We start from the raw sequence: 25,889 nt of genomic DNA on the forward strand, positions 1-25,889 counted from the left end.
TCACGCAGAACGCGTCTTCACAGCGCCAGCAGCGCGTTGACCGGCAGGCGGCTGTCGGACAGCGGCCGGACGGCGATGCGCAGCAGGGCCAGCGCGTTGTCGTCGCCGGCGATGCGGTTGGCGCTGAGCCCGCCGCACGCCTGGCAGTGGTGGATGATCAGCCACTCCCCGTCCGGCCTCACGGTGACGCTCAGCGCCGCCATCGGGCCCCGGCAGCCCGCCCGCCGGTCCCCCGGGATCCGGTGGTCGACGTGCAGGCTGGTCAGGCAGTGCGGGCAGTGGTTGCGGTGCGCCGTTCCCGGCGCGTCCATCGGTACGTCCAGCCGGCAGCCGACGCAGCGGAACGCGTCGCCGCGCTCGCCCCGCTGTACGGCCTTGGGCTGTTGCGGCCTGACCCGGCCAGGGTTCTTCCTGGGCATGTCACAGGTCGCCGAACGCTTCGAGCGGGAACGGCGGCTGTGCGAGCGGGCGTACGGCCATGCGCATGAGGATGAGCTGGTTGTCGTCCCCGCAGATCGGGTTGGACGTCAGCTCGCCGCAGCGCGAGCAGCGATGGATGATCATCCAGTCGCCGGTGCGGAGCACCGCGATGGAGATCGGGTTCATCCGCGACCGGCACTCCGACGGGCCGCCCTCCACCCGGTCGAGCACGTGCAGCGAGTGCAGGCAGCTCGGGCAGTGGTTGCGGCGGGCGCCGTCGGGGGCGTGCGCGGCGACGGTCAGGCCGCAGCGGACGCACGCGAAGGTGTCGGTGCTGATGATGGAACGAGGTTTGCCGTTGGCAGACAACCTGGGTTCTCCTTGCCGGATCTTGGTACGAGAAAAGGCAGCAAGGGAGCGCCGAGCGGGCCTCACAGGCACGCTGGTGCGACAGGTGGTCCGGTCCTTCTGAGGCCTTGACCCTTTCGGAAGCCGGTCCTCTGGCTCTCAGGGAAGGCGGGGCACACCCGTGGCACGGAGAGGCGCGCTGGGCGCGGTGCCGGGCATCAACCCACCTCCAGAAATCGCGCCGAACGGGACAGTTGCGAGGGTAACCATCCCCGGCGGTCGCGCGCCAACGGTTTTCCGGGGCGCTGGAGATCGACCGAATATCGTTCTAGTGTGCGTCCATGGGGATCGGGCTGACCGAGGAACACCGGGCGCTGGCGGCCTCCGTACGGGGGCTGGCGGGGCGTACCGTCGAGCACCGGGCGCTGGCCGGGCAGGGGCTGCTGGGGCTGCACCTGCCGGAGGAGCACGGCGGGCAGGGGTACGGGCTGGTGGAGCTGTGCGTGGCCGTGGAGGTGCTGGGCGAGTTGCGGGTGGCGGGGCCGTACCTGCCGGTCGTGCTGGCCTCGGCGGCGCTCGCCCGGTCCCGGGCCCCCGCGCCCGGCCTGCTGCGCGGGCTGGCCGACGGGTCGCTGACGGCGGCCGTCGTCCTCGGGCCGGTCGCCCTTGGGGCGGCCGGGGCCGACCTGTTCCTCGTGCCGCACGGCGACGGGTGGGCGCTGCTGGACCGTGCGGACGTGACCGCCGAATCCGCCGAGGGCGTCGATCTGGACCGGGACCTCTGCACGGTCACGGCCCGCGGGGTGCCGACGGACCGCCTGGTCCGCGCCATCCCGCCGGAGCGGGTGCTCGGCCCGGTGCCGGTGCGGGAGCTGGCCGCGGTGCTGCTCGGCGCCGACGCGTGCGGCACCGCCGCCTGGGCGGTCGGCACGGCCGCCGCCCACGCCAAGGTGCGCGAGCAGTTCGGCCGCCCGATCGGCCAGTTCCAGGGCGTCAAGCACCGGGTGGCCGCCGCCCTGGTGGCCCTTGAGCAGGCCCGCGCCGCCGTCTGGGACGCCGCCCGCGCCCTCGACCACCCCCGTTCGGACAGCCCCCACCCGGACGGACCGCGCGAGGACGGACCGCGTGTGCTCGGCGGCGAGGCGAGGCTGGCCGTCGGGGTGGCGGCCGTGCTGGGGCCCGACGCGGCGGTGCGCTGCGCGGCCGACGCCATCCAGGTGCTCGGCGGCATCGGCTACACCTTCGAGCACGACGCCCACCGCCACTATCGCCGCGCCCTGTCCGGCCGCATGCTCGCCGGGGACCCGGGACCGTGGGCCGAGCAGGTCGCCGAGCTGGCCCTCGCGGGCGTCCGCCGGGCGATGGAGCCCGACCTGCCCGAGGAGTCCGCCCCCCTCAGGGAGACGATCAAGGCGGAGGCCGGGTCGCTGCGGCGCGAGGAGCCGCTCGCCCGGCTGGGCCGGTTCGCCCGCGAGGGCTGGATCATGCCGTATCTGCCCAGGCCGTGGGGGCGCGCGGCCACGCCGCTGGAACAGGTGATCATCCACCAGGAGTTCCGCGACCTCAAACGCCCCAACCTGGGGATCGCCGCCTGGGCGGTCCCGTCCATCGTCACGTACGGCACCCGCGAGCAGCAGGAACGTTTCCTGCCGAGGACGTTCACCGGCGAGCTCGTGTGGTGCCAGCTGTTCAGCGAGCCGGGCGCCGGGTCCGACCTGGCCGGCCTGTCGACCAGGGCCACCCGCGTGGAGGGCGGCTGGTCGCTGAACGGCCGGAAGATCTGGACGTCCCTCGCCCAGCACGCCCACTGGGGCATCTGCCTGGCCCGCACCTCACCCGACAGGCCCAAGCACGAGGGGATCACGTACTTCCTGGTGGACATGTCCGCCCCCGGCGTCACCGTCAGGCCGCTCAAGGAGATCAACGGGGACGAGATCTTCAACGAGGTCTTCCTCGACGACGTCTTCGTCCCGGACGACCTGGTGGTCGGCGAGGTGGACGGCGGCTGGCGGGTGGCCCGCGACACGCTCTCCCACGAACGGGTCGCGCTCGGCGACTCCTGGGGACCCGGCTCTCAGCACACCGACATGATCCGGCTGATCGGCGGCCTGCCGCCGCTGCGGCAGTCGCGACGCGAGCAGGCGGGCCGCCTGTGGGCCGAGGGGCAGGCGATCTCGGCGCTCGGGCTGCGCGTGACGCTGTCCAGGCTGGCCGGCGCCGACCCCGGGCCCGCCTCCAGCGTGCGCAAGCTGCTCGGCATGCGGCACGCGCAGGCGATCTCGGAGTTCTGCTGGTCGCTGGTTCCGTCCGACCGTCACTGGAACCGCATGATCCTGGCCACCCGGGCCTTCACCATCGGCGGCGGCACCACCGAGGTGCAGCTCAACATCATCGCCGAGCGCGCGCTCGGTCTTCCCCGCGATCCTTGACGCCCGCCCGCACGCATCTGACCTCGGCCGACATCGTCAGGTGACGCGCGGCGAGCCCGGGCATGGCGGTCACCCCGAAGGCGGTGCGGTCCACGCGGGCGGCGACGACGACGGTGAAGCCGTTCGGGGTCACGTCGCAGCGTTCGACGGTGAGGGTGAGCGGCTGTTCGACGCCGGCGACGGTGAGCGTGCCGGTCAGCGTCTCGCCGTCGGTGTGGCCGCCGGTGAAGGTGATGACCGGGTTGCGGGCGACGTCGAGGAAGCGGGCCGAGCGGACGGTCTCGTCGCGCCGGTGGTTGCCGGTGTGGAAGCCGGCGGCGTCGATCTCCACGCGGACGCGGGAGTCGGCGAGCGGCTCGGCCACGTCCACGGTGCCGCCCTTGACGTCGAACGTGCCGCGGGCGCGGCCGAGGCCGTACAGGTGCCTGGTGGTGAAGCGGATCGCGGAGTTCTCGACGTCGATCTCGTAGCGGCCCAGCGGGGGAAGGTTCGTCATGGGTCCATTGCACGGCGGCGGGACGGCCGTCCGGCAGGGCGGGCCGTCGGTCGTGGGGGCGACGTTCGGAGGGAGCGCGTGCGACTTTCGTATGCATTCCGACTTGCCCGATATCTACGGCATACAGGGATGTCATAGCGTTTGCGGCATGAGTGCAGGGGCGTGTCGCCGTTCCCTCGTGCTGGACGTGGTCATCGCGGTCGGCTTCGCACTGCTCGACACCGGCTCGACGCTGCTCGGCCTCACGTGGTGGCCCGAGCGTCCGGGCCCGCTCGCCTGGGGGCTGCTGGCGGTCCAGGCGGCCGTCTGCCTGTCGCTGGTGGCCCGCCGCCGGGCGCCGCTCACGGTCCTGGCCGTCCTGGGGACGTTCACGCTGGTGCTGACGTTGCTGATCTCGCCGGGCGGGGTGCTGGTCCCGGCCGGACCGGGGAACGTGTGGGCGCCGTTCGCGACCATCGCGGCGGCGTACGGGCCGGTCTACCGCCGGGACCGGCGGGTCGCCCTCGCCGCGCTGGCCGTGTACACGCTGGTGATCGCGCGGGTGTGGGAGCCGTCGGTGGGCGTCCTCGTCAACGGGGTGCTGCGCACGGCCGTCGGGCCGCTGCTCGCGCTCTACCTCGACGGACGGCGGCGGGTGATCAGGATGCTGACCGAGCGCGCCGAACGGGCCGAACGCGAGCGGCACCTGCTGGCCGAGCAGGCCCGCGCCGAGGAGCGCGCCCGGCTGGCCGCCGAGATGCACGACGTCGTCACCCACCGGGTGAGCCTCATGGTGTTGCAGGCCGGCGCGCTGCGGGTGACCGCGGGCGACGAGCAGACCCGGCAGGCCGCCGAGGAGCTGCGGGCCGCGGGCTGCCAGGCGCTCGACGAGCTGCGGGACGTGATCGGCCTCCTGCGCACCGCGCCGGAGCCGGACGCGCCGCCGTCGGCGGCCGACTTCGCCGCGCTGGTCGCCGAGTCCGCCTCCGTGGGCACCCCGGCCGAGCTGGTCGAGGAGGGCGACCGGGCGCTGGCCTCGCCGGTGGTGGGGCGCACGGCGTACCGGATCGTGCGCGAGGCGCTGACGAACGTGCGCAAGCACGCGCCGGGCGCGCGGGTGGAGGTGCGCATCGAGTACGGCCAGGCCCAGGTGCGGCTCACCGTGCGCAACACCCCGCCGACCGGCCTGCCCGGCGGCCCACTGGCCGGGACCGGCTCCGGCCTCGGCATCGCCAACCTGCGGCGGCGGGTCGAGGTCGTGCACGGCACACTGCGCGCCGGGCCCGCCGACGACGGCGGGTTCAGCGTCGAGGCCGTCCTCCCCGCGTACGTGGCCACATGATCAGGGTCGTGGTCGTGGACGACGAGCCGATGGTCTGCCGCTTCCTGCGCACCATCCTCGGCTCGGCGCCCGACATCGAGGTCGTGGACGAGGCCCACGACGGCGCCGCCGGCATCGAGGCGGTCGTGCGCAGCCGTCCGGACGTCGTGCTCATGGACCTGCGCATGCCCGGCCTGGACGGGCTCACCGCCATCGAACGCCTGGGCGAGCTGCCCCGTCCGCCGGTCGTCGTGGTGCTGACGACGTTCGACGCCGACGAGTACGTGCTGCGCGCCCTGCGCGCGGGCGCCTGCGGCTTCCTGGTCAAGTCGACGCCTCCGGAGGACCTGATCGGGCTCGTCCGGGTGGCCGCCGAGGGGCACACCGTGCTGTCGCCGGTCGCCGCCCGGAGGCTGGTGGCGGCCTCGACGGCGGCGGACCCGGCGCGCGCCCGCGCCCGCGAGCTGGTGGAGTCGCTGACCGGACGCGAGCGCGAGGTGCTGGCGTGCCTCGGCGAAGGGCTGTCGAACGCGCAGATCGGCGCCCGCCTGCACCTGGCCGAACCCACCGTCAAGGGGTACGTGTCCCGCCTGCTGGACAAGCTGGGCTGCCTCAACCGCACCCAGGCGGGCCTGATCGCCCACGACGCGGGCCTGACCCGGTAGCCGTCGGCGGGCGGAGGGTTTGGCGGCGGAGGTGCGAGGTAGGTGATAAGCCGCAAAGGGGGATAAAAGCCATGAGTAATCCGCAACAGCCCGAACTTCGCCGGTCGGGTAAGTCCGGCGCGAACTCCAAATCCACCGACGCCGTGCCGGAGTCCAAGAGCGGCGGCAAGCGGGCCGGGCGGCCGCACGGCAGCGACAAGGGACACAAGGGCGGCGGCAAGGGCGGCGGCGTGCCCCCGGGCCAGCACCCGCCGTATCCGGGGTGAGCACAATGAAGGGCAGCCTGCAGTTCATCGGCAACGCGACCACGCTGATCCGCTACAACGGCTTCACGCTGCTGACAGATCCCAACTTCCTGCACCGCGGCCAGCGAGCCTACCTGGGCTACGGCCTGAGCTCGCGGCGGCTGAAGGACCCGGCCATCGACGTGTCGGACCTGCCGCCCGTCGACGCGGTGGTGCTGTCGCACCTGCACGGGGACCACTGGGACCGGGTGACCGAGAAGGGGCTGGACACGGACACCCAGATCATCACCACCCGGCAGGCGGCGCGCACGTTGCGCCGCCGCGGCTTCGGCCGCAGCACGGGCCTGGAGGTGTGGGAGCAGCACGAGCTGAACGGCCCGCAGGGCAGCGTGACCGTCACCGCCCTGCCCGCCAGGCACGCGCCCGGCCCGGCGGAGGCGCTGCTGCCGCCGGTGATCGGGACGATGCTGGAGTTCCGCGGCCCCGAGGGCCTGGTGGAGCTGCGCCTGCACATCAGCGGCGACACGCTGCTCGACCGCCGCCTGGAGGCGATCCCGCGCCGCTTCCCCGACGTCGACCTGGCCCTCGTGCACCTGGGCGGCACCCGCCTGCTCGGCACGCTGCTCGTCACCATGGACGGCGAGCAGGGCGCGACCTGGGTCGACCTGATCAACCCGCACACGGTGGTGCCGGTGCACTTCGACGACTACGGCGTCTTCAGCTCGCCGCTGGACGACTTCCGGCACCACATCGAGCAGGTGGGCCTGGCCGACCGCGTGGTCTACCTGGAACGCGGCGAGACCCGCGAGCTGGCGCCACATCATCTCGTGCGCCGCTGAACCGACGTTCCGCACCCGTCCCGGCTCGTCCTGGACGGGTGCTTCGGCGATTCCACCCAGGATGAGATTTCTTCTACCTGAGGGGAGAATCCTCTACCGCGAGCGGAAATCAGATATCCGATTCCTCCCTCAGCGGGAGATGTGCGCGTTACCTTCGTTTCTCGGCCGCACCTCTTGTGCCGCCGCACGGCCGGGCCGTCGGGTCCCGTCCCAGGCGCCGGGTCCGGCCGTGCGGCTCTCACGCCCGGCGCGGGCCGCACGTCAGGAGATGCGGGTCAGCTTCTCGGACGTCCGCTGGAACGCCTTGCCGGTCCACTTGTAGGTCTGGCGGACGAGCAGGTCGGGGCAGCATCGGGGAGCCCGGTCGCTGAGCACCTTGCCGCTCAGGCGCACCTGGCCCTGCTGGATGGTGACGCTCTGGGTCTTGAAGTAGCGGTTCTTGCCCAGCTCGCCGATCAGCCGCGGGGCCGAGCGCTTGGAGGCGCCGTCGTAGACGAAGGCGATCATCGGGTTGCCCGCCGTGGGGCTCGGGCAGGACGAGACCACGACGGCCTCGGGCCGTCCGTCACGCGTGAGGTCGCCGACGGCGGCGACGCGGGCGCGGACGACGTACCACTTGTCCTTCGGCCCCGGCTTGGGGCAGTGGAGGGCGCGCTCCACGACGGGCGCCCAGTCGACGCCCCGGAAGGGGTCCGTCGCCCGGCCGGTCGCGGCGGAGGCGGCGCCCGTGGCGAGGATCGGCGCCAGTGAGGCCGACAGGGCGACGGTCGACGCCCAGACGAGGAGCCGGCGGGCCGTCGGGCTGTTCTTGTGCGTGGCGCTTGAGTTCATGACCGTTTCGATGCGGGAAACGCCTGACAAGTTCGGCCGGAGGCGCATGACATCTGCCGTCATGCCGTTCGCAGCGTTTCGTCATGCGGAAGGCGCGCAGGTCTTTGTGGGGACTCGACCATATTTTCGGGAACGCCGTCGCGGTGTTACACGCGACACGCCCAGACCTGCGGCTCTCATCCTGTGCCCTGACACGATCGCCACCGCCGTTACCAGTCTGAGATGTTCGCTTATGTCTCCACCTCGCCCCCTGCCCAGGCAGCCGCCTGGCCGAGGCTGGAACGGAAGGACATCGCATATGCGCCCAGCCACCCGAGCAGCCCTCACCACCCTCGCCGTCGCGTGCTGCACCTTCAGCACGTTGCCGGCCTGGGCCGCCGCGCCGGCCGGTAACGCGCCGTCGTGCGTGACCGTCTGGCAGAGCACCGGCACCATCACCAAGACCGGCTACGCCCGCAACGACTGCGAGGGCCGGCTCAGGCTGAAGATCATCTGGGCGCACGGGACCGACGGCGCGTGCCAGACCGTCGACCCCGGCGAGACCATCTACTCGCGCGTGCCGCGCGGCGTGCGCACCTTCGACGGAGCCGACACCTGCTGACCGGCTCCCGCGAAAAGGCCGGCCTCCGCGACGGGGCCGGCTTTTCGCCGTCACCCCCTTGGCGACAGGACCCTGCCTCGGCGACAGGGGCCGGCCGCGGGTCACTCCCCTGTGTCGGGTCTGGCCTTGCTGGGTTGGACGCGCTTGGGCTCGCCCGGCATCTTCGGGTAGTTGGGCGGGTAGGGCAGGTCGCCGCGATCGTCGGCGGCGTACATCTCCAGCAGGGGCTCGATCGAGTACGCCTGGTCGTCGATGGCCGCGTGCACGTCGCCCAGCTTGGCGAAGCGGGCCGGGACGGTGCGGATGTCGAAGTCGCGCGGATCGGCGTCGGCCAGCTCGTCCCAGGTCAGCGGGGTCGAGACGGGGGCGTGCGGGCGGGCCCGGACGGAGTAGGCGCTGGCGACCGTGCGGTCTCTGGCGTTCTGGTTGAAGTCGACGAACACGCGGTCGCCGCGCTCCTCCTTCCACCAGGCGGTGGTCACCAGGCTCGGGTCGCGCGCCTCGACCGCCCTGGCCAGGGCGATGCCGGCATGCCGCACCTGGACGAAGTCCCAGCGGGGCTCGATGCGCACCGCGATGTGCACGCCGCGGTTGCCCGAGGTCTTGACGAAGCCCGTCATGCCCAGCTCGTCGAGCACCTCGCGGGTGCGCTCGGCGGCCCGGCGCGCCGCGTCGAACTCCAGGCCAGGCTGCGGGTCGAGGTCGATGCGCAGCTCGTCGGGGTGCTCGACGTCGGCGGCCCGCACCTGCCAGGGGTGGAAGTCGATCGTGCCCAGGTTGGCGCAGTAGGCGATCGCGGCGACCTCGGTCACCCGGAGCGAGTCGGCGGTGCGGCCGCTGGGGAAGGTGACCGTGACCGACTGCAGCCACTCGGGGTGCCTGGGCGGCATGCGCTTCTGGTAGATGGCCTCGGTCTGGACGCCGTCGGGATGGCGCTTGATGTTGGTCGGCCGGTCTCGGAGCGCGCGCAGGGCACCCTCGCCGACGCTTACGTAATATTCGACCAGCTCCCGCTTTGTCGCCCCGATCTCCGGGAAGTAGACCTTGTCGGGATTGGTGACCTTGACGGTCCGCTCCCCCACCTCGAGCTCTATGAACGGCGATGCCATGCCACCGAACCTACTCCCCCGCCCCGACAAAAGAGGTGGGCCCGTCCCGGAGCCGCGTCGGTGGCGGGACCGGGGCTCGACGGGACGGACCTAAGATCATCCTTCGCCGTTCCGGGCGCTGGCGCGCCACCCGGCCGGCCATCTCCGGTCGCCGGCGGCGCCAGCACGGGCGTGGGCTGTGCCGCTACGGCGAGCCGCGGACGATCTCACCCCTTGGCAGGAGGCGATGACACCCCCTTACCGACAAAGACGCGAATTCGGCCGAGAAAGGATGCTTCACCCTGCGGAGATCTCTTTTTGCCGGATCTCGTAGTCTGGACACATGGACAAGGTGGTCAAGAGCGAGGCCGAATGGCGGGCCAGGCTTTCTCCTGAGGAGTTCCACGTGCTCAGGGAGGCCGGGACCGAGCGCCCGTTCACGGGGGAGTACGTCGACACCAAGACCGAGGGCGTGTACTCGTGCCGCGCCTGCGGCGCGGAGCTGTTCCGGTCCGACACGAAGTTCGAGTCGCACTGCGGCTGGCCGAGCTTCTTCGAGCCGTCGGAGTCGGAGGCGGTGAGGCTGATCGAGGACCGCAGTCACGGCATGACGCGCACGGAGGTGCGCTGCGCGAGCTGCGACTCCCACCTCGGTCACGTCTTCCACGGCGAGGGCTACGCGACGCCGACCGACGATCGTTACTGCATCAACTCGCTCTCATTGCGGCTCGAACCCAAGGGGTGATCGATCACCGACAGAGCGTACCGATCGCCCACGGGGGGTAGGGGCCTCTTCGTGGGCCGGGTCCATCTTCGCCACCGCTGGATGACGATTGAGACGATCGGACGTGTCATGACCCAGCGGTGTGAAGTGTGCGCGAAGACGCGGGTCCGGGTGCGCTAGTCCGGCCACGGGTCAGTTCGGCCGGGGGTAGGTGACACGGCAGCTGCGGTCGGACGGGCCCAGGATGTTGGCGAGGACGGGGTTCCCGTTCTCGCCGAACTCCGCCTGCACGAAGACGATCGGACGCTTCACGCCGTTCGCCCGCAGGAATTCCAGGCCGCGTTTGCACAGCGTGATGGCCGTGCGCGAGTTGTCGGCTGAGTCCGGCAGGTTCGTGTAGATGCGTAGATATCCGCCTATGGTGCGGATGTCCTTGAGGTGTTTCATCGCCTTGTCGCCGGGGCCCCAACGGGCGCGGAAGTACTCGGCGGCCTCCCGGTCGGTGTGCCGCGACGGCCCGTCCGCCTTGAAGCCCGCCGAGTCGCCGCGCTTGCGGCCGGCGGAGTCGTCCTTGCGACCGGCGGAGTCGTCGGTTTTGTGACCGGCCGGGGCGTCGGCTTCGGGGACGCTCACCTCGGCGTCGCCGGTGTCGGTCGTCCCCTGGACGGTGTCGGCCTTTCCCGGGACGGCGTCCGGCTTCGCGGCGGACTCCGCGCCGGGCTTCCCGGCGGGATCGGCCGTGCCGGTCTGGGCGGGGGCGCCGGAGCCTCCGGAGTCCGTGGGCGATGTGCTCGGCCGGGCCTCGCCCTTCTGCTGCTCGCGGGCGTCCGCGGCGCCCTTGCCGTTCGCCGGCGCCCGGCCGGGGTTCGCCGGGACGCGGCTGTCGGCCGCCGGGTCCTGCCGGGCCGTGTCGCCTTCCGCGCCGGCCTGGACTCCCAGGGCGGTCACCGTACCGCCGAGCGCGCCGTTCAGGCCGAGGAGCAGCGCGACCCCGCCGGCCAGCGCGATCGCACCCGCCGTCAGGCCGCGTTTCCCCGTACGCCCGCGCCGTCGCCGTCCATGCCGCCCACGCCCCGCCTGCACCTCCACCCGCTCGCTGGTCGCCCGCTCGCGGGTCGGTCGAGGGTCAGTCGGTTGTTCGCCGGTCAGGCTGTCGGCGCGTCCCGATTCCCGTAACGCCGCGTGGCGGCCCGTCGCGCGGCGCCGTCCGGGGCGCGGCCCTTCCGCGGACTGCTCCACCCCGCCCTCCTCGCCCCCTCGTGGACCGTGCCACCGACGTCACGCCACCCGAGGGAATTCATCCTCGATTGTGACAAAGGGGATAGATCAATGCAGGGAGATCGTCAAGTTGGTCTTGATCTTCCTGGCCGTCCGGCACGACACTGCTCCTGTGGCCCAGGACGAGATCCTGAAATGTCAGAGCCTGCGCAAGACGTTCGGAGACCTCGTCGCGGTCGACGACGTCAGCTTCACCATCGCCGCCGGTGAGACGTACGGCCTGCTCGGCCCCAACGGCGCGGGCAAGACCACCACGATCTCCATGATCGCCGGCATCCTGGAACGCGACGGCGGCGAGGTGCGCGTGGCCGGCCGCATCCACGACACCAGAAGCTCCTGGGGCAAGGAGCGCCTCGGGTACGTCCCGCAGGACCTCGCGCTCTACCCCGACCTCAGCGCCCGCGAGAACCTGCGCTTCTTCGCCCGGCTGCACGGCCTGCGCAAAGGGGACGTCCGCACCCGCGTCGGCGAGGTCCTGGAGCTCGTCGGCCTGGCCGAGCGCGCCGACGACCGGGTCAAGGACTACTCGGGCGGCATGAAGCGGCGGCTCAACATCGGCGTCGGCCTGCTGCACCGGCCGCCCCTGCTCATCCTGGACGAGCCCACCGCCGGCGTGGACCCCCAGAGCCGCAACGCCATCCTGGAGAGCGTCGCGGCGCTGGCCGGCGAGGGTGTCGGGGTGCTCTACACCACGCACTACATGGAGGAGGCCGAACGGCTCTGCGACCGCATCGGCATCATCGACCTGGGCCGGATCAGGGCCGAGGGCACCCGCAGGGAGCTGGTCGGCCTGGTGGGCGAGCTGGACCGCATCACGCTGACCGCCGACGCCGCCCAGGCCCTGCCCGCGCTGGCGGCGCTGCCCGGGGTGCGCGAGGCCGGCGGCCGCGAGGGACGCGTCGAGCTCACGGTGGAGGACGCCCGGAGGTCGCTGCCGCGCATCCTGGCCGCGGCCGCCGACGCGGGCGTGGCCGTACGGGCGGTCGAGGTCGCCGAGCCGGACCTGGAGTCGGTCTTCCTGCACCTCACCGGCAAAGCCCTACGGGACTGACATGCGCCCGCTCCCGCTCGATCCGGACGCGACCATCGAGACCCCCATCCGCACACTCCCGCTCGAACCGGACCCGACCATCGAGACCCCCATCCGCACACTCCCGCTCGAACCGGACCCGACCATCGAGACCCCCATCCGCACACTCCCGCTCGAACCGGATCCGGACCCGGGAGGCTGATGTGCGCACGATTCTCCTCATCGCGGGTAAGGACCTGCGCCAGCGGCTCAGGGACCGGTCGCTGCTGCTGCTGGCATTCGTGGTGCCGTTCGGGCTGGCGGCCGTCTTCAGCGTGGTCTTCCGGGACGTGGACGCCCAGCAGCCGGTCACGTTCGCGGTCGCGGACCTGGACCGGGGGCCGATCGCGACGACGTTCACCGGCCGCGTCCTGCGCCCGCTGGAGCAGGCCGGGGTGGTCAGGCTGCGCGGCGCCGACGACGAGACCATGGCACGGGCGATCGTGGACGGCGGCCAGGCGCAGGCGGCCTACGTCATCCCCACGGGCTTCAGCCAGGCCGTCCAGACCCGACACAAGGCCACCATCCGGGTGATCGGCGACGTGGACGACCGCATCGGCGCGTTCGTGGCCCGGTCGATCGCCGACTCCTTCGCCTCCGACGTGCGCTACGTCCAGGTGGCCCTGGCGGCCAAGGGCGGCGGAACCCCGGAGCAGGCCGCGGCGGTGCCCCCGCCGGTCACGGTCACCGATCTGACGGCCGACCGGCGGCAGCTCACGCTGGCCGAGGGGTTCCAGGCCGGGATCGCGGTGTTCTTCCTGTTCTTCGCCGTGCAGTTCGGATTCAGCTCGATCCTGGACGAACGCCGCGACGGCACGCTCGCCCGCCTGCTCGCCGCGCCGGTCCCCCGGCTCACGATCGCGCTGGCGAAGCTGCTGACCGGGGTCGTGGTCGGCGTCGTCAGCATGACCGTGCTGCTGGCCGCCTCGTCGCTGCTGCTCGGCGCGGACTGGGGGTCGCCGGTCGGGCTCGGGCTGCTCATCGTGGCCGGCGTGCTGGCCGCCAACGGGGTGATGGCCCTGGTCGTGACCGTGGCCAGGACGGCCGAGCAGGCGGGCAACGCCGAGACGGTGGCCGCCATGCTGCTCGGCGTGCTGGGCGGGGTGCTCGTCCCCATCCAGCAGACCGGCGGCGCGCTGGCGACGCTGAGCCTGGTCACGCCGCACCGCTGGTTCATGCGCGGCCTGGCCGACCTGCACGGCGTGAACGCGCCCGTCGTGCCGCTCGTGCCGGTGCTGGCGCTGCTCGGCTTCGCCGTCGTCACGCTCGGACTGGCACTGTCGCGGACGGAGAGGATGTTCCGCCTGTGACAGCCATCGTCTGGGTCAACCTGGTCAGGCTCGTACGCGACCGGACGAACATCTTCTCCGTCGTCGTCTTCCCGATCGTCCTCATCCTGGTCTTCGGGCTCTCGTTCGGCGGGACGGGCAGGCCGCGCCTCGGCGTCGCCGCCGGGGACGGCCCGCTGGCCGCCGAACTGGTCGCGGCGCTGGCCAGGTCCGGGGAGCTGGAGCTGGTACGGGTCGGCGGCGAGGCCGAGGCCCGCGACGGCGTCGAACGTGGCACGCTCACCGCCGCGCTGATCATCCCCGGCGGCTACGACCGCGCCCTGGCCGCCTTCACCCCGGTCGAGCTGCCGTACGTGGCCAGGAACGAGCCGTCGGCGCTGCAACTCGGCGCGACCGTCAGGTCGGTGGTGTCGCAGGCCACCGTGGCCCCCCGCGCCGCCGCGTACGTCCGCGAGGGGTCATTCCCCGACCTCGTCGCCAGGATCGGGCGCATCAGCGCGCCGGGCGTCACGGTCGAGTCGGTCACGACCGGGCCGGTCAGGCCGGTGCAGGTGTCCGGCTTCGACGTCGCCGCCACGTCCCAGCTCCTGCTGTTCGTCTTCCTCACCTCGCTGACCGGCGCGTCGGCGCTGATCGAGACCAGGCGGCTCGGGGTGTCGCGGCGGATGTACGCCGCCCCGGTCGGCAGCCGGGCGATCCTGCTCGGCGAGGCCGCCGGGCGCGTCGGCGTGGCGCTGGCGCAGGGGCTGGTCATCATGCTCGGGTCGGGGCTGCTGTTCGGCGTGCGCTGGGGCGACCCGGTCGGCGCGGTGGCCCTGCTGCTGGCGTTCTCGCTGGTCGGAGGGGGCGCGGCGATGTTGCTCGGCGCGGTGGCGCGCACCTCGCAGCAGGCGGTGTCCGTGGGGGTGCTGGCCGGGATGGGCCTGGCCGCGATCGGCGGCGCGATGGTGCCGCTGGACCAGTTCACCGGCCCGATGCGGCAGATCGCGCACCTCACGCCGCACGCCTGGGCCCTGGACGGCTTCGCCGAGCTGCTGCGCAGGGACGGCACGGTGGCCGACGTCCTGCCGCAGCTCGGCGTGCTCGCGCTCTTCGCGGCGGCGTTGCTCGCCCTGGGGTCGTGGCGGCTGCGGGCCGCCCTGACCCGCTAGGGCAGGGCCGCGACGAGCTCCTGCACCGGCTTGCGCGCGCCCGTGAAGAACGGGATCTCCACGCGGGTGTGGCGGCGGGCCTCCGCGCCGCGCAGCGTGCGCATCAGGTCGACGATGCGGTGGAGCTCGTCGGCCTCGAACGCCAGCATCCACTCGTAGTCGTTGAGCGAGAAGCAGGCCACGGTGTTGGCCCGCACGTCGGGGTAGTCGCGGGCCATCCGGCCGTGCTCGGCCAGCATCGCCCGCCGCTCGGAGTCCTCCAGCAGGTACCACTCGTAGGAGCGCACGAACGGGTAGACGCTCACGTACGCCCGCGGCTCCTCCTCGGCGAGGAAGGCCGGGATGTGGGACTTGTTGAACTCGGCCGGCCGGTGGAGCGCCATCGCCGACCAGACCGGCCTGCTGTGCCGGCCGAGGCCGGTGCGGCGGAACCGGGAGTAGACGTCCTGGAGGTCCTCGGGCGTGGGCGCGTGCCACCAGAACATGTAGTCGGCGTCGGCACGGAAGCCGGCGACGTCGTAGACCCCCCTGGTCACGATGTCCTTCCCGGCCGCCTGGCCGAGCAGCTCCTCGACCTCGTCGGCCATGTTCTCCCGGTTGCCCGGGACCTGCTCGGTCACCTGGAAGACCGACCACATGGTGTAACGGATCACCTGGTTGAGATCGCGGGCCTTCAGCCGCGGCGCGCCCTCTGTCATGTCCTTCATTCTCCTTGTCGCGACAGGTGGTCCAGAATCCGGGCCGCGGCGGTGCGGGCGGTCGCGACGCAGGCCGGGACGCCGATGCCGTCGTAGGCCGCGCCGCACACGGCGAGCCCGGCGGCGCCCGACACCGCGGCGCGCACCCGGGCCACCCGGTCGAGATGGCCCACGTTGTACTGCGGCAGCGCGCCGCCCCAGCGGGTGACCCGGCTGTCGATCGGCAGGCCGCGCACGCCCACGACGTCGGCCAGCTCGGCCGTGGCCAGCGACACCAGCTCGGCGTCGTCGCGCTGGAGCAGGTGCTCCTCGCCGATCCTGCCGACCGAGCAGCGCACGACCAGCAGATCTTGGGCCAGGTGGGGCCACTTGACCGAGCTGAACGTGACCGCCTTGACCGGCCGGCCCTCGACCGGCGGCACCAGGTAGCCGCTGCCGCCGGGCGGCTGCGCGAGCGCGTCGATCGGGTAGGCGAGGGTGACGACGGCCATGCTGGCGTACTCGATGCGGGCCAGCTCGGCGGCGGCCTTGGGCACCTCGTCCTTGAGCAGGCGGGCGGCGGCGGGCCCCGGCGTGGCCAGGATCACCGCGTCGGCCTCGATCACCTCCGGCTGCGGCACCGGCCCGGCGACCAGCCGCCAGCCATGCTCGGTGCGGTGGAGCTCGCGCACGGTCACGCCGGTCCTGACGTCGGCCCCGGACGCCTTGGCCACCGCCTCGGGCAGCCCGCCCAGCCCCTGGCGCAGCGTCGTGAAGACCGGCCCGCCGTTCTTGGGCGCCTCCTCGACGATGTGCCGGGCGGCGTTGAGCAGCGAGCGCTCGGCCCTGGCGACGGCCGCGACCTGCGGCATCGTCGCCTCCAGCGACAACATGTCGGAGCGGCCGGCGTAGACGCCGCCGAGCAGCGGCTCGACCAGGCGCTCGACGATCTCGCCGCCCATCCGGGCCCGGATGTAGGAGGCCACGGACACGTCGGTGCGCACCAGCGTGGGCGGCAGGATCTGGTCGAGCGGCACGCGCAGCAGGCCGCCGGGCGAGACGATGCCCGACTTCGCCAGCTCGGCCAGGTCGGCGGGCACGCCCATGACGTGCCCCTTCGGCATCTGCCGCAGCGCGCCCCTGGAGTAGACGGCCGACCGCACGGTGCCCGGGAAGACGAGATCGTCCTCCAGCCCGACGGCCTTGGCCAGCTCGACGCCCTCCGGCCGCCGGGCCAGCATGGCCTCGGCCCCGGCGTCGACGCTCACCCCCGCGACCTCGGAGGCGTGCAGCTTGCCGCCGAGGCGGGGGCTGCCCTCCAACACGGTCACCTTGACCTGCTCGCTCGTACCCTGACGAAGGAACCACGCGGCCGCCAGGCCGGAGATCCCACCGCCGATGACGACGACGTGCGCCCGATTGCCTTCCACGTCTCCTGACGCTACCGCCTCGGCAGACCGCCCAGCTGATCGGGGCACGTGACCGTACCGTGACGTAGGTCGCCAAACCGGGGTGATCCACCGTCCGTCATAGAGGGCATGAGGAGAATCCGGTTAGGCATCGCGCTCTCGGCCTGTGCCGCCCTGCTGCTCGCAGGCTGCGGCGCCGACGGCGGCGGCGAGCCCATGGTGGCTGCGGCCGGCGCGTCGGAGGCGTCTTCGCAGGCGCTCGCCGCGCCCGAGGCACAGGATCAGGCGGCGCCTGAGAAGAGGGTCGCGCGGCAGAGCGGCGACAGCGCGGTCTCCGGCGTCAAACTGGCCCAGCAGCAGCAGGACCGGCAGGTCATCTACACCGGCAGCATGACGGTACGGGCCAAACAGGTCACCTCGGCGGCCCAGCAGGCCAAGCAGCTCGTCACGGCGGCGGGCGGCTACCTGTCGAAGGAGGAGACCAACACCGCCAGCGACACCGAGGACTCGGCCCTGCTGGAGTTCAAGATCCCGCCCACCCGGTACGCCGACGTGACCGGCAGGCTGGGCAGGGAGCTGGGCAAGCAGCTCTCGATGAACCAGGGCACCCAGGACGTCACCCTCCAGGTCGCCGACGTCGAAAGCCGGCTGAAGTCGGCCCAGGAGTCGCTGGCGTCGTTGCGCACGCTGCTGAAGAAGGCCGACACCATCGGGCAGGTGCTGCAGGTGGAGCGGGAGATCAACTCCCGCGAGTCGGACCTGGAGGCGTTGCAGGCCCAGCAGAAGGAGCTGGCCACCCAGGTCGCGATGGCCACGCTGACGCTCCGGCTGGTCGGGCCGGTGGCCGTGGTCGAGGACCCGGCCGAGGAGCCGGCGGGCTTCCTCGGCGGGCTGAAGGCCGGCTGGGAGGCGCTGGTGTCGTTCACCAAGACGGCGCTGACCGTGTTCGGCGCGCTGCTGCCGTGGCTGGTCGTCATGGTGCCGCTGGTGGCCGTGGCGGTGTTCCTGGTGCGGCGCAACCGCGCGCGCCGCCCCGCTCCCCCGGCCGCCCCGAAGCCCGCCGAGGCCGAGCCCGCCGAGCCTGGGCCGTCGGCGGCCTGACGGTCAGGCGCTCGCTTCGTGGACCAGGTCGGTCAGGCGCTTGAGCTGGTCGGGGTCGGTCGAGGGAAGCACGCCGTGGCCGAGGTTGAACACATGACCCTCGGCCGCCGCGCCACGCCGCAGCACCTCGCGGGCCTTGCGCTCCACGACCTCCCACGGCGCGAGCAGGATCGCCGGGTCGAGGTTGCCCTGCAGCGCCTTGCCCGGCCCGACGCGCCGGGCCGCCTCGTCGAGCGGCACCCGCCAGTCGACGCCCACGACGTCGGCCCCGGCCTCGCCGAGCACGCCGAGCAGCTCGCCGGTGCCGACGCCGAAGTGGATGCGGGGCACGCCCGTGACGCCCTCGAAGATGCGCCGGGTGTGGGGCAGGATGAACTCGCGGTAGTCGGCCGGGGCCACCGCGCCCACCCACGAGTCGAAGAGCTGGATCGCCGAGGCGCCCGCCGCGATCTGGATGCGCAGGTGCTCCAGGACGATGTCGGTCAGGCGCTCCATCAGGGAGTGCCACAGGGCCGGCTCGCCGTACATCATGGCCTTGGTGCGGTCGTGGTTCTTCGACGGACCGCCCTCGATCAGGTAGGAGCCGAGGGTGAAGGGCGCGCCGGCGAAGCCGATCAGCGGGGTGCCGGCCAGCTCGCCGACCAGCGCCGAGACGGCCTCCGTCACGTAGGGCACGTCGCCGGGCTCCAGCGGCCGAAGGGCCGCCACGCCGCGCGCGTCGCGGATCGGGTCGGCGACGACCGGGCCGACGCCCGGCTTGATGTCGAGGTCGATGCCGATGGCCTTGAGCGGGACGACGATGTCACTGAAGAAAATGGCCGCGTCGACGCCGTAGCGGCGCACGGGCTGCATGGTGATCTCGACGATCAGGTCGGGCGTCGCGCAGGCGGTGAGCATCGGCACACCCTCGCGGACCTTCAGGTATTCGGGCAGCGAACGCCCGGCCTGCCTCATGTACCAGACCGGGGTGTGCGGGACGGGCTGCCTGCGGCAGGCGCGCAGGAAGGCTGAGTCGGCGAGATTCACCCTCCAAGGGTGCCATGGCCCCCGATCGGCCGGGACATCGGCGCGAGGTGTCGGAAAAACATGCATTGGATACCCAAAATCATGATCAGATAGCCAGATGAAGGTTTACCGGTCTGCCCGGCAGCGGCGTCGCACACGGGTCGAACACACCCCATGGCCGCCCAGAGAGCCGGTCTCGACTGGACCAAATGTTCACCAACGCACCGCGCGGCATCGATTCAGCGACCACTTTCGGGACACGCCGAGCGCGTTGCGGGGAATTGTCAGCGGCTCGTGCCAACGTCGGAGCCACGACCCGAAGAAAGGCCCCGGTTCGATGACTGGTGCGATGACCGCGTTGTGGAGTTCCCCGGAGCGTCGCAGCGAACGCTGTGCCGCCTGTGCCGGCGAGCGGCTGTTCGAACAGCCGCCCTGTTTCGACGGGCACGGGCCGGGCGAGTGCCCGGAATGGGCCTGCGCCGAATGCGGCCACGCGATCCTGCTCGGCCCGGCCGAGACCACCCGACCGGTCCGCCAGCTGGTTACGGCAGCGGCTTGATCACCAAGGATGAGCACCCCCGTGGTCCCCTTCCGTCCGTCCTCGACCTACGCTTCGGCTATGACCCTCGGTGACCAGCCACCGCCGCCCGCCGCGTTCACCCGCGCGGCGGAGAGCCTGCGGCTGTGCGAGGTCAGGCCGGAGATCGAGCTTGAGGACCTGCCCGCGCCGCAGCGGCTGGCCCCCTACTCGGCCGCCATCGGCGCCTCGGTCTACCGCGACGACGACGAGCTCGCGGTCGGCCGGCTGATCCTGCTCTACGACCCCGACGGCCAGCGCGGCTGGGAGGGCCCGTTCCGGCTGGTGGCCTACGTCCGGGCCGACATGGAGCCGGAGATCACCTCCGACCCGCTGCTCGGCCCGGTCGTGTGGAGCTGGCTGACCGAGGCCCTGGAGGCGCACGAAGCCGACTACTCCGCCGCGGGCGGTACCGTGACTAGAGCCGTGTCCGAGGGCTTCGGCAACAAGGCGGAAGACCCGGTCACGACCGAGCTCGAGCTGCGTGCGTCCTGGTCGCCCGCCGAGGAGGATCTGACCGGCCACGTCGCCGCCTGGTGCGACCTCATGTGCCTGGCGGCGGGGATCCCGCCGCTCCCGCCCGACGTGGCCGCGCTGCCGCGCCGACGTGATGATCCGGAGAGTGACCGTACGAAGTGAGGGCACCAGTCAAGACAGCACCAGCGTCATGAGGTCGGTGAGCTCATGACAGAAGAACGCATCGTCGAGCCCCTGCTCGAACCCCGCGAAGGCATCCCGCCGGTGATCGCCGACGCGCAGGGGCTGGCGCGGGTCGTCGACGCCTTCGCCGCGGGCACCGGGCCCGTGGCGGTCGACGCCGAGCGCGCCTCCGGCTACCGCTACGGCAACCGGGCCTACCTGGTCCAGCTCCGCCGGGCCGGCGCGGGCACCGCGCTGGTCGACCCGGTCGGCTGCCCCGACCTGTCGGCGCTCGACGCCGCGCTGACCGGCACCGAGGTCGTGCTGCACGCCGCGTCCCAGGACCTGCCGTGCCTGATGGAGGTCGGCTTCAAGCCGCGCGAGATCTTCGACACCGAGCTGGCCGGCCGGCTGCTCGGTTACGAACGCGTCGGGCTCGGCACCATGGTCGAGACCGTGCTCGGGCTGCGGCTGGAGAAGGGCCACTCGGCCGCCGACTGGTCCACCAGGCCGCTGCCCGAAGACTGGCTGCGTTACGCGGCCCTCGACGTCGAGGTGCTGGTCGAGCTGCGCGACATGCTCCACCAGGAGCTGACGGAGTCGGGGAAGCTGGAGTGGGCGCGCGAGGAGTTCGCGGCCGTGCTCAACACCCCGCCGCCGGTGCCGCGGTCCGACCCGTGGCGGCGTACGTCGGGCATCCACAAGGTGCGCAACGTGCGCGCGCTGGCCATCGTGCGCGAGCTGTGGACCATGCGCGACACGATCGCCAGGGAGAGCGACCTGGCTCCCGGCCGGGTGCTGCCCGACGCCGCGATCGTCACGGCGGCCCTTGAGGGCCCCCGCACGAAGAAGGCGCTGACGGAGATCTCGGCCTTCACCGGCCGCAGCGCCCGCCGGTACATGAACGACTGGCTGGCCGCCGTCAACCGGGCACGGGCGCTGCCCGACGCCCAGCTCCCCCAGCCGAGCACCCCGGGTGACGGGCCGCCGCCGCCCAACCGCTGGGCCGACCGCGACCCTGCGGCGGCCAAACGCCTCGCTGCGGCGCGCGCCGTGGTGGCCGCGCTGGCCGAGGAGCACCACATGCCCACGGAGAACCTGCTCCAGCCCGACGCGGTGCGCAGGCTCACCTGGGAACCCCCGTCCGAGATCACCGACGAGAGCGTGACCGCGCGGCTGCGGGCGCTCGGGGCGCGTGAGTGGCAGCTCACGCTCGCGGCCCATCCCATCGCCAAGGCGCTGGCCCGGCTCGAAGGCCGGGGCGACAGCTAGCCCACTGCCGGCGTACGGGCGGAGGGTCCACCCCTCCGCCCGCCGTCGTCGCCATCCCACTTGACGCTCCGAGGGGGACGGCCGTACGTTTCGGGAAAGCGCTTTCCCCTCCCCCGCTGCCTGAAGGGATCCTCATGAGCGTGCGCACCATCGGCGTCGTGATGAACGGCGTCACCGGACGAATGGGCTATCGCCAGCACCTCGTCCGCTCCGTGCTGGCCATCAACGAGCAGGGCGGCGTCACGCTCTCCGACGGCGAACGCGTCAGGCTGCGCCCGGTGCTGGTCGGCCGGAACGCCGCCAGGATCGCCGACATCGCGGACCGCCACGGGATCCCGGACCACACCACCGACCTGGACGCCGCCCTCGCCGACGACGACAACCTGATCTACTTCGACGCCCAGGTCACCAGCGCCCGCGTCAAGGCCGTGCTCAAGGCCATCGAGGCGGGCAAGCACGTCTACGCCGAGAAGCCCACGGCCGAGTCTGTGGAGGAGGCCGTCGCACTGGCCGAGGCCGCCACGGCCAAGGGGGTGAAGAACGGCGTCGTGCAGGACAAGCTGTTCCTGCCGGGCCTGCTCAAGCTGAAGCGGCTGATCGACGGCGGGTTCTTCGGCCGCGTCCTGTCGGTGCGCGGCGAGTTCGGCTACTGGGTGTTCGAGGGCGACTGGCAGGAGGCGCAGCGCCCGTCCTGGAACTACCGGTCCCAGGACGGCGGCGGCATCGTGCTCGACATGTTCCCGCACTGGCACTACGTGATGGAGAACCTGTTCGGCCGGGTCCGGTCGGTCTACGCCAAGGCCGTCACGCACGTCCCGTCCCGGGTGGACGAGCAGGGCCGGGCGTACGAGGCCACCGCGGACGACGCCGCGTACGGCATCTTCGAGCTTGAAGGGGACGTGATCGCTCAGATCAACTCCTCCTGGACGGTCCGCGTGAACCGGGACGAGCTGGTCGAGTTCCAGGTGGACGGCACGCACGGCAGCGCCGTCGCGGGCCTGCGCAACTGCCGCTTCCAGCACCGGGCCGCCACCCCCAAGCCGGTCTGGAACCCCGACCTGCCGGCCACGGCCCGCTTCCGCGAGGACTGGCAGGAGGTGCCGGACAACGCCGAGTTCGACAACGGGTTCAAGGTCCAGTGGACGGCGTTCGTTCGGCACGTGCTGGAGGACGCGCCCTTCCCCTACGACTTCGCCTCCGGCGCGCGTGGCGTGCAGCTCGCCGAGCTGGGCCTGCGCTCGAACGCCGAGGGCCGCAGGATCGAGGTGCCGCAGCTGTGAGGATCGACCTGCCGGGCGGCGCGTACGAGCTGCGCGAGCCGGTGACCTGGCCGGTGTCGGCCGCCCCGGCCACGAGCAGGGTCGTCTACGCGGCCGCGCACGTCGTCGCCGACCCGCTCGGCGACAACACGCCGGGCTCCCCCGCCGCCGTCGACTGGGACGCCACGCTGCGCTTCCGCCGCCACCTGTGGTCGCACGGCCTGCGGGTGGCCGACGCCATGGACACCGCCCAGCGCAACATGGGCCTGGACTGGGCGGCGACCAAGGAGCTGATCCGGCTCAGCGCCCAGGAGGCCTCCCCCTTCGGCGACCCGGCGGCGCTGGTGGCCTGCGGCGCGGGCACCGACCACGCGCCCGGCGCCGCCGACCTGCACACGATCACCGCCGCGTACGCCGAGCAGGTGGAGGCCGTCCAGGCGGCCGGCGCGGGCGTGATCGTGATGGCCTCCCGGCAGCTCGCCGGGGTGGCCGAGGGGCCGCGGGACTACCACCAGGTGTACGGCAAGGTGCTCGGCCTGGCCGACCGCCCGGTCATCCTGCACTGGCTGGGCGAGATGTTCGACCCGCAGCTCGCCGGCTACTGGGGCGCGCGCGACGTGGACGCCGCGACGGAGTCGTTCCTGGAGCTGGTCCACGCCCACGCCGCCCTGGTGGACGGCGTGAAGGTGTCGCTGCTGGACGAGCAGCACGAGATACGGCTGCGCGCCGCGCTCCCCGAGGGCGTCCGCCTCTACACCGGCGACGACTTCAACTACCCCTCGCTCATCAGGTCGGGCTCGCACGCGCTGCTCGGCATCTTCGACGCGATCGCCCCGGCCGCCGCCGCGGCCCTGCGCGAGCTGGACGCGGCCGAGACGGCCACCGGTGCGGAGGCGGCCCATCACCTGGCCCGCTACGACGAGATCCTGGCCCCCACGGTCGCCCTGTCACGCAAGATCTTCGAGGCGCCGACGTACCACTACAAGACCGGCATCGTCTTCCTGGCCTGGCTGAACGGCCACCAGGACGCGTTCGCCATGGTGAACGGCGCCCAGTCGGCGCGCTCGCTGCGCCACCTGTCGGAGGTGTTCCGGCTGGCCGACCGGGCCGGGCTGCTGGCCGACCAGGAGCTGGCCGTGCGCAGGATGACGGCGCTGCTGGCGGTGAACGGCCTGTGAGCCTGTCGCTGAACCAGTGGACGACCCGGCGCTGGTCGGTCGCCGAAGCCGTGGACGGCTGCGCGCGGCACGGCCTGGAGGCGATCGGGCTGTGGCGCGAGAAGGTGGCCGAGGAGGGGCTCGCGCGCAGCGTCAAGCTGGTGCGCGAGGCCGGGCTGCGGGTGTCCTCGCTGTGCCGGGGCGGCTTCCTCACGGCGGGCGGGCTGCCCGGCGAGGAGGGCCGGCGCGCCTTCGACCGGGCGCTCGACGACAACCGGCGGGCCGTGGACGAGGCGGCCGAGCTGGGCGCCGCGTGCCTGGTGATGGTGGTCGGCGGGCTGCCGGGGGTGCGGCCGGGCGAGCCGCTGCCGTCCGGTTTCTCCAAGGACGTCGCCGGTGCGCGCGAGCGGGTGGCCGAGGCACTGACGGTGCTGGCCCCCTACGCCGGTGAGCGCGGCGTCCGGCTGGCACTGGAGCCGCTGCATCCGGTCTACTGCCCGGACCGGGCGGTGCTGTCCACGCTGGGCCAGGCGCTCGACCTGAGCCTGCCGTACCCGGAGGAGCAGGTGGGGGTGGTGGTGGACACCTTCCATGTGTGGTGGGACCCCAGGCTGTTCGAGGACGTCGCGCGGGCCGGCCGGCGGATCGCGTCGTACCAGGTGTGCGACTACCTGCACCCCCTGCCCTCGGACGTGCTGCTCGGCCGGGGGATGATGGGCGACGGGGTGATCGACTTCGCGCCGATCACGCGGGCCGTGCTGGCCGCCGGCTACGCGGGCGACATCGAGGTCGAGATCTTCAACGCCGACGTCTGGGCGGCCGACCCGGACGAGGTGCTGGCCACGATGAAGGCCCGCTACGCCGAGCTGGTGGTCTAGACGCGGCTGGGGTCGACCGTGCCGTCGAGGGTGAGGGCGGCTTCGAGCAGGAAGTAGTCGCCCCAGATGAGCTCGTTGCCGGTGGCCAGGCCCTTGCGGCGGTCGTAGCAGCCGTCCACCAGGCCGCCGTGCTCGTTGAGGTGGTCGCGGGCCAGCGACTCCAGGGTGTCGGCGGCGTGTTCGCGGTAGCCGTCCTTGGCCAGCGGCGCGAGCTTGGACAGGGCGGCGGCGGCGATCGCGGTGGCCGAGGTGTCGCGGGGCGCGTCGGGGATGGCGGGGTCGTCGAAGTCCCAGTAGCAGACCAGGTCGGACGGGACGTGGGCCAGGTACCAGTCGGCGACCTCGGTGGCCGGCCCGATGAACTCGGCCGACAGGTGGGCGGCCTGGGCCAGGCCCAGCATGGCCCACGCCTGCGCGCGGGCCCAGGTGCTGCCCGGCGAGGAGCCGTTGACCGCGCCGGCCGAGGTCTGGGCGACCGAGCCGTCCTCGCGGACGCACATGGCGTAGCTGGCGCGGGCGTGGGACTCGGCCATCACCAGCAGCTCGCGGGCGCCGGTGCGTTCGCAGGCGAAGGCCAGCAGTGGGACCGTGCCGGGCAGGCCGTCCACGCAGGCGCCCGGCCGGGGCCAGTCGTACTTGAGGACGTCGTCCTCCTGGGGTGGGAGCAGGCCGGCCAGCGGGTCGAAGCCGATGCTCAGGGACCGGGCGGCGGCCACGGCGGTCGTGGCGCCCGGGTCCTCGTCGCCGGCGAGCACGGCCGGGAGCGCGGCGCCGTACCAGAACAGCAGGCCGCGCAGCAGGGTGGGGGCGTCGGTGCGGGACGTCAGCCGCTCGGCGACCTGGCCGGCCGCGCGGGCGTATCCGGGCTCGCCGGTGGCGACGGCCGCCAGGGACAGCAGGCCGCCCCAGAAGCCGCCGCACCAGTCCCCGTCCTCGGACCAGGTCCATTCGCCCGTCACGGGGTCGGCGTAGAGGGGGAAGCGCCCTTGCGACTGCGCAAGGGTCGTGCCTACCCTGCGCACCAGCTCTGTGACCAGCATGGGACCGCCTCATCCGGGAACGTCATGCCCTCCCCGGTTACCCTCGGCGGCGCGGGCTTAACGGCAGGCGCCGCCCACGATCCGGTGGCGCCGCGGTGACAA

Annotated in this window: 28 protein-coding genes; 18 read left to right on the forward strand and 10 right to left on the reverse strand. The window is 72.7% G+C overall.

The window, feature by feature from the left end; genetic code table 11:
* Window positions 1-17: 17 nt before the first annotated feature.
* Window positions 18-419: an RNHCP domain-containing protein gene (locus AB0J97_RS18490; RefSeq protein ID WP_364089960.1), complete on the reverse strand. Its 402-nt coding sequence runs from the start codon at window positions 417-419 to the stop codon at window positions 18-20.
* 1 nt (window position 420) lies between these two features.
* The gene (locus tag AB0J97_RS18495; protein ID WP_364089963.1) at window positions 421-789 is read right to left on the reverse strand and encodes an RNHCP domain-containing protein; all 369 of its coding nucleotides are present in this window, start codon (window positions 787-789) and stop codon (window positions 421-423) included.
* A gap of 320 nt (window positions 790-1,109) precedes the next feature.
* Between AB0J97_RS18495 and AB0J97_RS18500 the strand changes: the two genes are divergently transcribed.
* A complete protein-coding gene (locus tag AB0J97_RS18500) occupies window positions 1,110-3,197 on the forward strand; it encodes an acyl-CoA dehydrogenase (RefSeq protein WP_364089966.1) in 2,088 nt (695 codons plus the stop codon).
* Here the strand turns inward: AB0J97_RS18500 and AB0J97_RS18505 are convergent.
* Entirely contained in the window at window positions 3,157-3,693 is a 537-nt protein-coding gene (locus AB0J97_RS18505; RefSeq protein ID WP_357698103.1) for a YceI family protein, read from the reverse strand. The two genes, AB0J97_RS18500 and AB0J97_RS18505, sit on opposite strands and share 41 nt — an antisense overlap.
* A gap of 148 nt (window positions 3,694-3,841) precedes the next feature.
* Here AB0J97_RS18505 and AB0J97_RS18510 point away from each other — a divergent pair, with 148 nt between their 5' ends.
* The 4 genes from AB0J97_RS18510 (at window position 3,842) to AB0J97_RS18525 (ending at window position 6,742) form a co-directional block, all read left to right on the forward strand.
* On the forward strand, window positions 3,842-5,014 hold the full coding sequence (locus AB0J97_RS18510; protein WP_364089969.1) for a histidine kinase: 1,173 nt from the start codon (window positions 3,842-3,844) through the stop codon (window positions 5,012-5,014).
* Window positions 5,011-5,658 carry a response regulator transcription factor gene (locus AB0J97_RS18515; protein WP_357698099.1) on the forward strand — a complete coding sequence of 216 codons (648 nt, stop codon included), beginning with the start codon at window positions 5,011-5,013 and terminating at the stop codon, window positions 5,656-5,658. The genes AB0J97_RS18510 and AB0J97_RS18515 overlap by 4 nt, the downstream gene beginning before the upstream one ends.
* 71 nt (window positions 5,659-5,729) lie before the next feature.
* Window positions 5,730-5,924 carry a hypothetical protein gene (locus tag AB0J97_RS18520; RefSeq protein WP_352325673.1) on the forward strand — a complete coding sequence of 65 codons (195 nt, stop codon included), beginning with the start codon at window positions 5,730-5,732 and terminating at the stop codon, window positions 5,922-5,924.
* A 5-nt stretch (window positions 5,925-5,929) separates the two neighbouring features.
* Window positions 5,930-6,742, forward strand: coding sequence for an MBL fold metallo-hydrolase (locus AB0J97_RS18525; RefSeq protein WP_364090300.1), 813 nt, complete (start codon window positions 5,930-5,932; stop codon window positions 6,740-6,742).
* 261 nt (window positions 6,743-7,003) lie between these two features.
* On the opposite strand, the gene AB0J97_RS18530 is transcribed toward AB0J97_RS18525, so the two are convergent.
* Window positions 7,004-7,573, reverse strand: a complete 570-nt coding sequence (locus AB0J97_RS18530) for a hypothetical protein (protein WP_357698097.1) — start codon at window positions 7,571-7,573, stop codon at window positions 7,004-7,006.
* A gap of 298 nt (window positions 7,574-7,871) precedes the next feature.
* On the opposite strand from AB0J97_RS18530, the gene AB0J97_RS18535 reads away from it, so the two are divergent.
* Window positions 7,872-8,174, forward strand: coding sequence for a hypothetical protein (locus AB0J97_RS18535; protein WP_357698095.1), 303 nt, complete (start codon window positions 7,872-7,874; stop codon window positions 8,172-8,174).
* 101 nt (window positions 8,175-8,275) lie between these two features.
* Here AB0J97_RS18535 and ligD read toward each other — a convergent pair whose 3' ends face one another.
* Complete coding sequence (ligD, locus tag AB0J97_RS18540) at window positions 8,276-9,283, reverse strand: non-homologous end-joining DNA ligase (RefSeq protein WP_357698093.1); 1,008 nt, start codon at window positions 9,281-9,283, stop codon at window positions 8,276-8,278.
* 322 nt (window positions 9,284-9,605) lie between these two features.
* Here ligD and msrB point away from each other — a divergent pair, with 322 nt between their 5' ends.
* Window positions 9,606-10,007 carry a peptide-methionine (R)-S-oxide reductase MsrB gene (msrB, locus tag AB0J97_RS18545; protein ID WP_364089976.1) on the forward strand — a complete coding sequence of 134 codons (402 nt, stop codon included), beginning with the start codon at window positions 9,606-9,608 and terminating at the stop codon, window positions 10,005-10,007.
* A 171-nt stretch (window positions 10,008-10,178) separates the two neighbouring features.
* On the opposite strand, the gene AB0J97_RS18550 is transcribed toward msrB, so the two are convergent.
* Window positions 10,179-11,225: a hypothetical protein gene (locus tag AB0J97_RS18550; RefSeq protein WP_364089979.1), complete on the reverse strand. Its 1,047-nt coding sequence runs from the start codon at window positions 11,223-11,225 to the stop codon at window positions 10,179-10,181.
* 109 nt (window positions 11,226-11,334) lie between these two features.
* Between AB0J97_RS18550 and AB0J97_RS18555 the strand changes: the two genes are divergently transcribed.
* From AB0J97_RS18555 to AB0J97_RS18570, 4 genes are read left to right on the forward strand one after another with little or no spacing between them, the layout of a single operon-like run.
* Window positions 11,335-12,315 (forward strand): ABC transporter ATP-binding protein, encoded by a 981-nt coding sequence (locus tag AB0J97_RS18555; RefSeq protein ID WP_364089982.1) that lies wholly within the window; start codon window positions 11,335-11,337, stop codon window positions 12,313-12,315.
* Window position 12,316: 1 nt separating this feature from the next.
* Window positions 12,317-12,496, forward strand: a complete 180-nt coding sequence (locus AB0J97_RS18560; protein WP_364089985.1) for a hypothetical protein — start codon at window positions 12,317-12,319, stop codon at window positions 12,494-12,496.
* 1 nt (window position 12,497) lies between these two features.
* Window positions 12,498-13,643 carry an ABC transporter permease gene (locus AB0J97_RS18565; RefSeq protein WP_364089987.1) on the forward strand — a complete coding sequence of 382 codons (1,146 nt, stop codon included), beginning with the start codon at window positions 12,498-12,500 and terminating at the stop codon, window positions 13,641-13,643.
* Window positions 13,640-14,773 carry an ABC transporter permease gene (locus tag AB0J97_RS18570; RefSeq protein ID WP_364089990.1) on the forward strand — a complete coding sequence of 378 codons (1,134 nt, stop codon included), beginning with the start codon at window positions 13,640-13,642 and terminating at the stop codon, window positions 14,771-14,773. The genes AB0J97_RS18565 and AB0J97_RS18570 overlap by 4 nt, the downstream gene beginning before the upstream one ends.
* Here the strand turns inward: AB0J97_RS18570 and hemQ are convergent.
* Window positions 14,770-15,471 carry a hydrogen peroxide-dependent heme synthase gene (gene hemQ, locus AB0J97_RS18575; RefSeq protein WP_364090303.1) on the reverse strand — a complete coding sequence of 234 codons (702 nt, stop codon included), beginning with the start codon at window positions 15,469-15,471 and terminating at the stop codon, window positions 14,770-14,772. The two genes, AB0J97_RS18570 and hemQ, sit on opposite strands and share 4 nt — an antisense overlap.
* A gap of 5 nt (window positions 15,472-15,476) precedes the next feature.
* A complete protein-coding gene (hemG, locus tag AB0J97_RS18580; RefSeq protein WP_364089993.1) occupies window positions 15,477-16,880 on the reverse strand; it encodes a protoporphyrinogen oxidase in 1,404 nt (467 codons plus the stop codon).
* A gap of 108 nt (window positions 16,881-16,988) precedes the next feature.
* Here hemG and AB0J97_RS18585 point away from each other — a divergent pair, with 108 nt between their 5' ends.
* Window positions 16,989-17,960 carry a DUF4349 domain-containing protein gene (locus AB0J97_RS18585; RefSeq protein ID WP_364089996.1) on the forward strand — a complete coding sequence of 324 codons (972 nt, stop codon included), beginning with the start codon at window positions 16,989-16,991 and terminating at the stop codon, window positions 17,958-17,960.
* A 3-nt stretch (window positions 17,961-17,963) separates the two neighbouring features.
* Here the strand turns inward: AB0J97_RS18585 and hemE are convergent, their stop codons facing one another.
* The gene (gene hemE, locus AB0J97_RS18590; protein WP_364090306.1) at window positions 17,964-18,914 is read right to left on the reverse strand and encodes a uroporphyrinogen decarboxylase; all 951 of its coding nucleotides are present in this window, start codon (window positions 18,912-18,914) and stop codon (window positions 17,964-17,966) included.
* A gap of 400 nt (window positions 18,915-19,314) precedes the next feature.
* Here hemE and AB0J97_RS18595 point away from each other — a divergent pair, with 400 nt between their 5' ends.
* The 6 genes from AB0J97_RS18595 to AB0J97_RS18620 all read left to right on the forward strand — a co-directional run bounded on the left by AB0J97_RS18595 (window position 19,315) and on the right by AB0J97_RS18620 (window position 24,747).
* Window positions 19,315-19,524: a hypothetical protein gene (locus AB0J97_RS18595; RefSeq protein WP_357698077.1), complete on the forward strand. Its 210-nt coding sequence runs from the start codon at window positions 19,315-19,317 to the stop codon at window positions 19,522-19,524.
* A 60-nt stretch (window positions 19,525-19,584) separates the two neighbouring features.
* Window positions 19,585-20,181 (forward strand): DUF3000 domain-containing protein, encoded by a 597-nt coding sequence (locus AB0J97_RS18600; protein ID WP_357698075.1) that lies wholly within the window; start codon window positions 19,585-19,587, stop codon window positions 20,179-20,181.
* Window positions 20,182-20,226: 45 nt separating this feature from the next.
* On the forward strand, window positions 20,227-21,453 hold the full coding sequence (locus tag AB0J97_RS18605) for a ribonuclease D (RefSeq protein WP_364090000.1): 1,227 nt from the start codon (window positions 20,227-20,229) through the stop codon (window positions 21,451-21,453).
* A gap of 134 nt (window positions 21,454-21,587) precedes the next feature.
* Window positions 21,588-22,733 carry a Gfo/Idh/MocA family oxidoreductase gene (locus tag AB0J97_RS18610; RefSeq protein WP_364090002.1) on the forward strand — a complete coding sequence of 382 codons (1,146 nt, stop codon included), beginning with the start codon at window positions 21,588-21,590 and terminating at the stop codon, window positions 22,731-22,733.
* Window positions 22,730-23,890: a DUF993 family protein gene (locus tag AB0J97_RS18615; protein WP_364090005.1), complete on the forward strand. Its 1,161-nt coding sequence runs from the start codon at window positions 22,730-22,732 to the stop codon at window positions 23,888-23,890. The genes AB0J97_RS18610 and AB0J97_RS18615 overlap by 4 nt, the downstream gene beginning before the upstream one ends.
* Window positions 23,887-24,747, forward strand: a complete 861-nt coding sequence (locus AB0J97_RS18620) for a sugar phosphate isomerase/epimerase family protein (protein ID WP_364090008.1) — start codon at window positions 23,887-23,889, stop codon at window positions 24,745-24,747. Before AB0J97_RS18615 ends, AB0J97_RS18620 begins: the two co-directional genes overlap by 4 nt.
* On the opposite strand, the gene AB0J97_RS18625 is transcribed toward AB0J97_RS18620, so the two are convergent.
* On the reverse strand, window positions 24,744-25,787 hold the full coding sequence (locus AB0J97_RS18625; RefSeq protein ID WP_364090011.1) for a hypothetical protein: 1,044 nt from the start codon (window positions 25,785-25,787) through the stop codon (window positions 24,744-24,746). The two genes, AB0J97_RS18620 and AB0J97_RS18625, sit on opposite strands and share 4 nt — an antisense overlap.
* Window positions 25,788-25,889: the final 102 nt, after the last annotated feature.

This window comes from Nonomuraea sp. NPDC049607 (genome assembly GCF_040675375.1).
Classification (GTDB): domain Bacteria; phylum Actinomycetota; class Actinomycetes; order Streptosporangiales; family Streptosporangiaceae; genus Nonomuraea.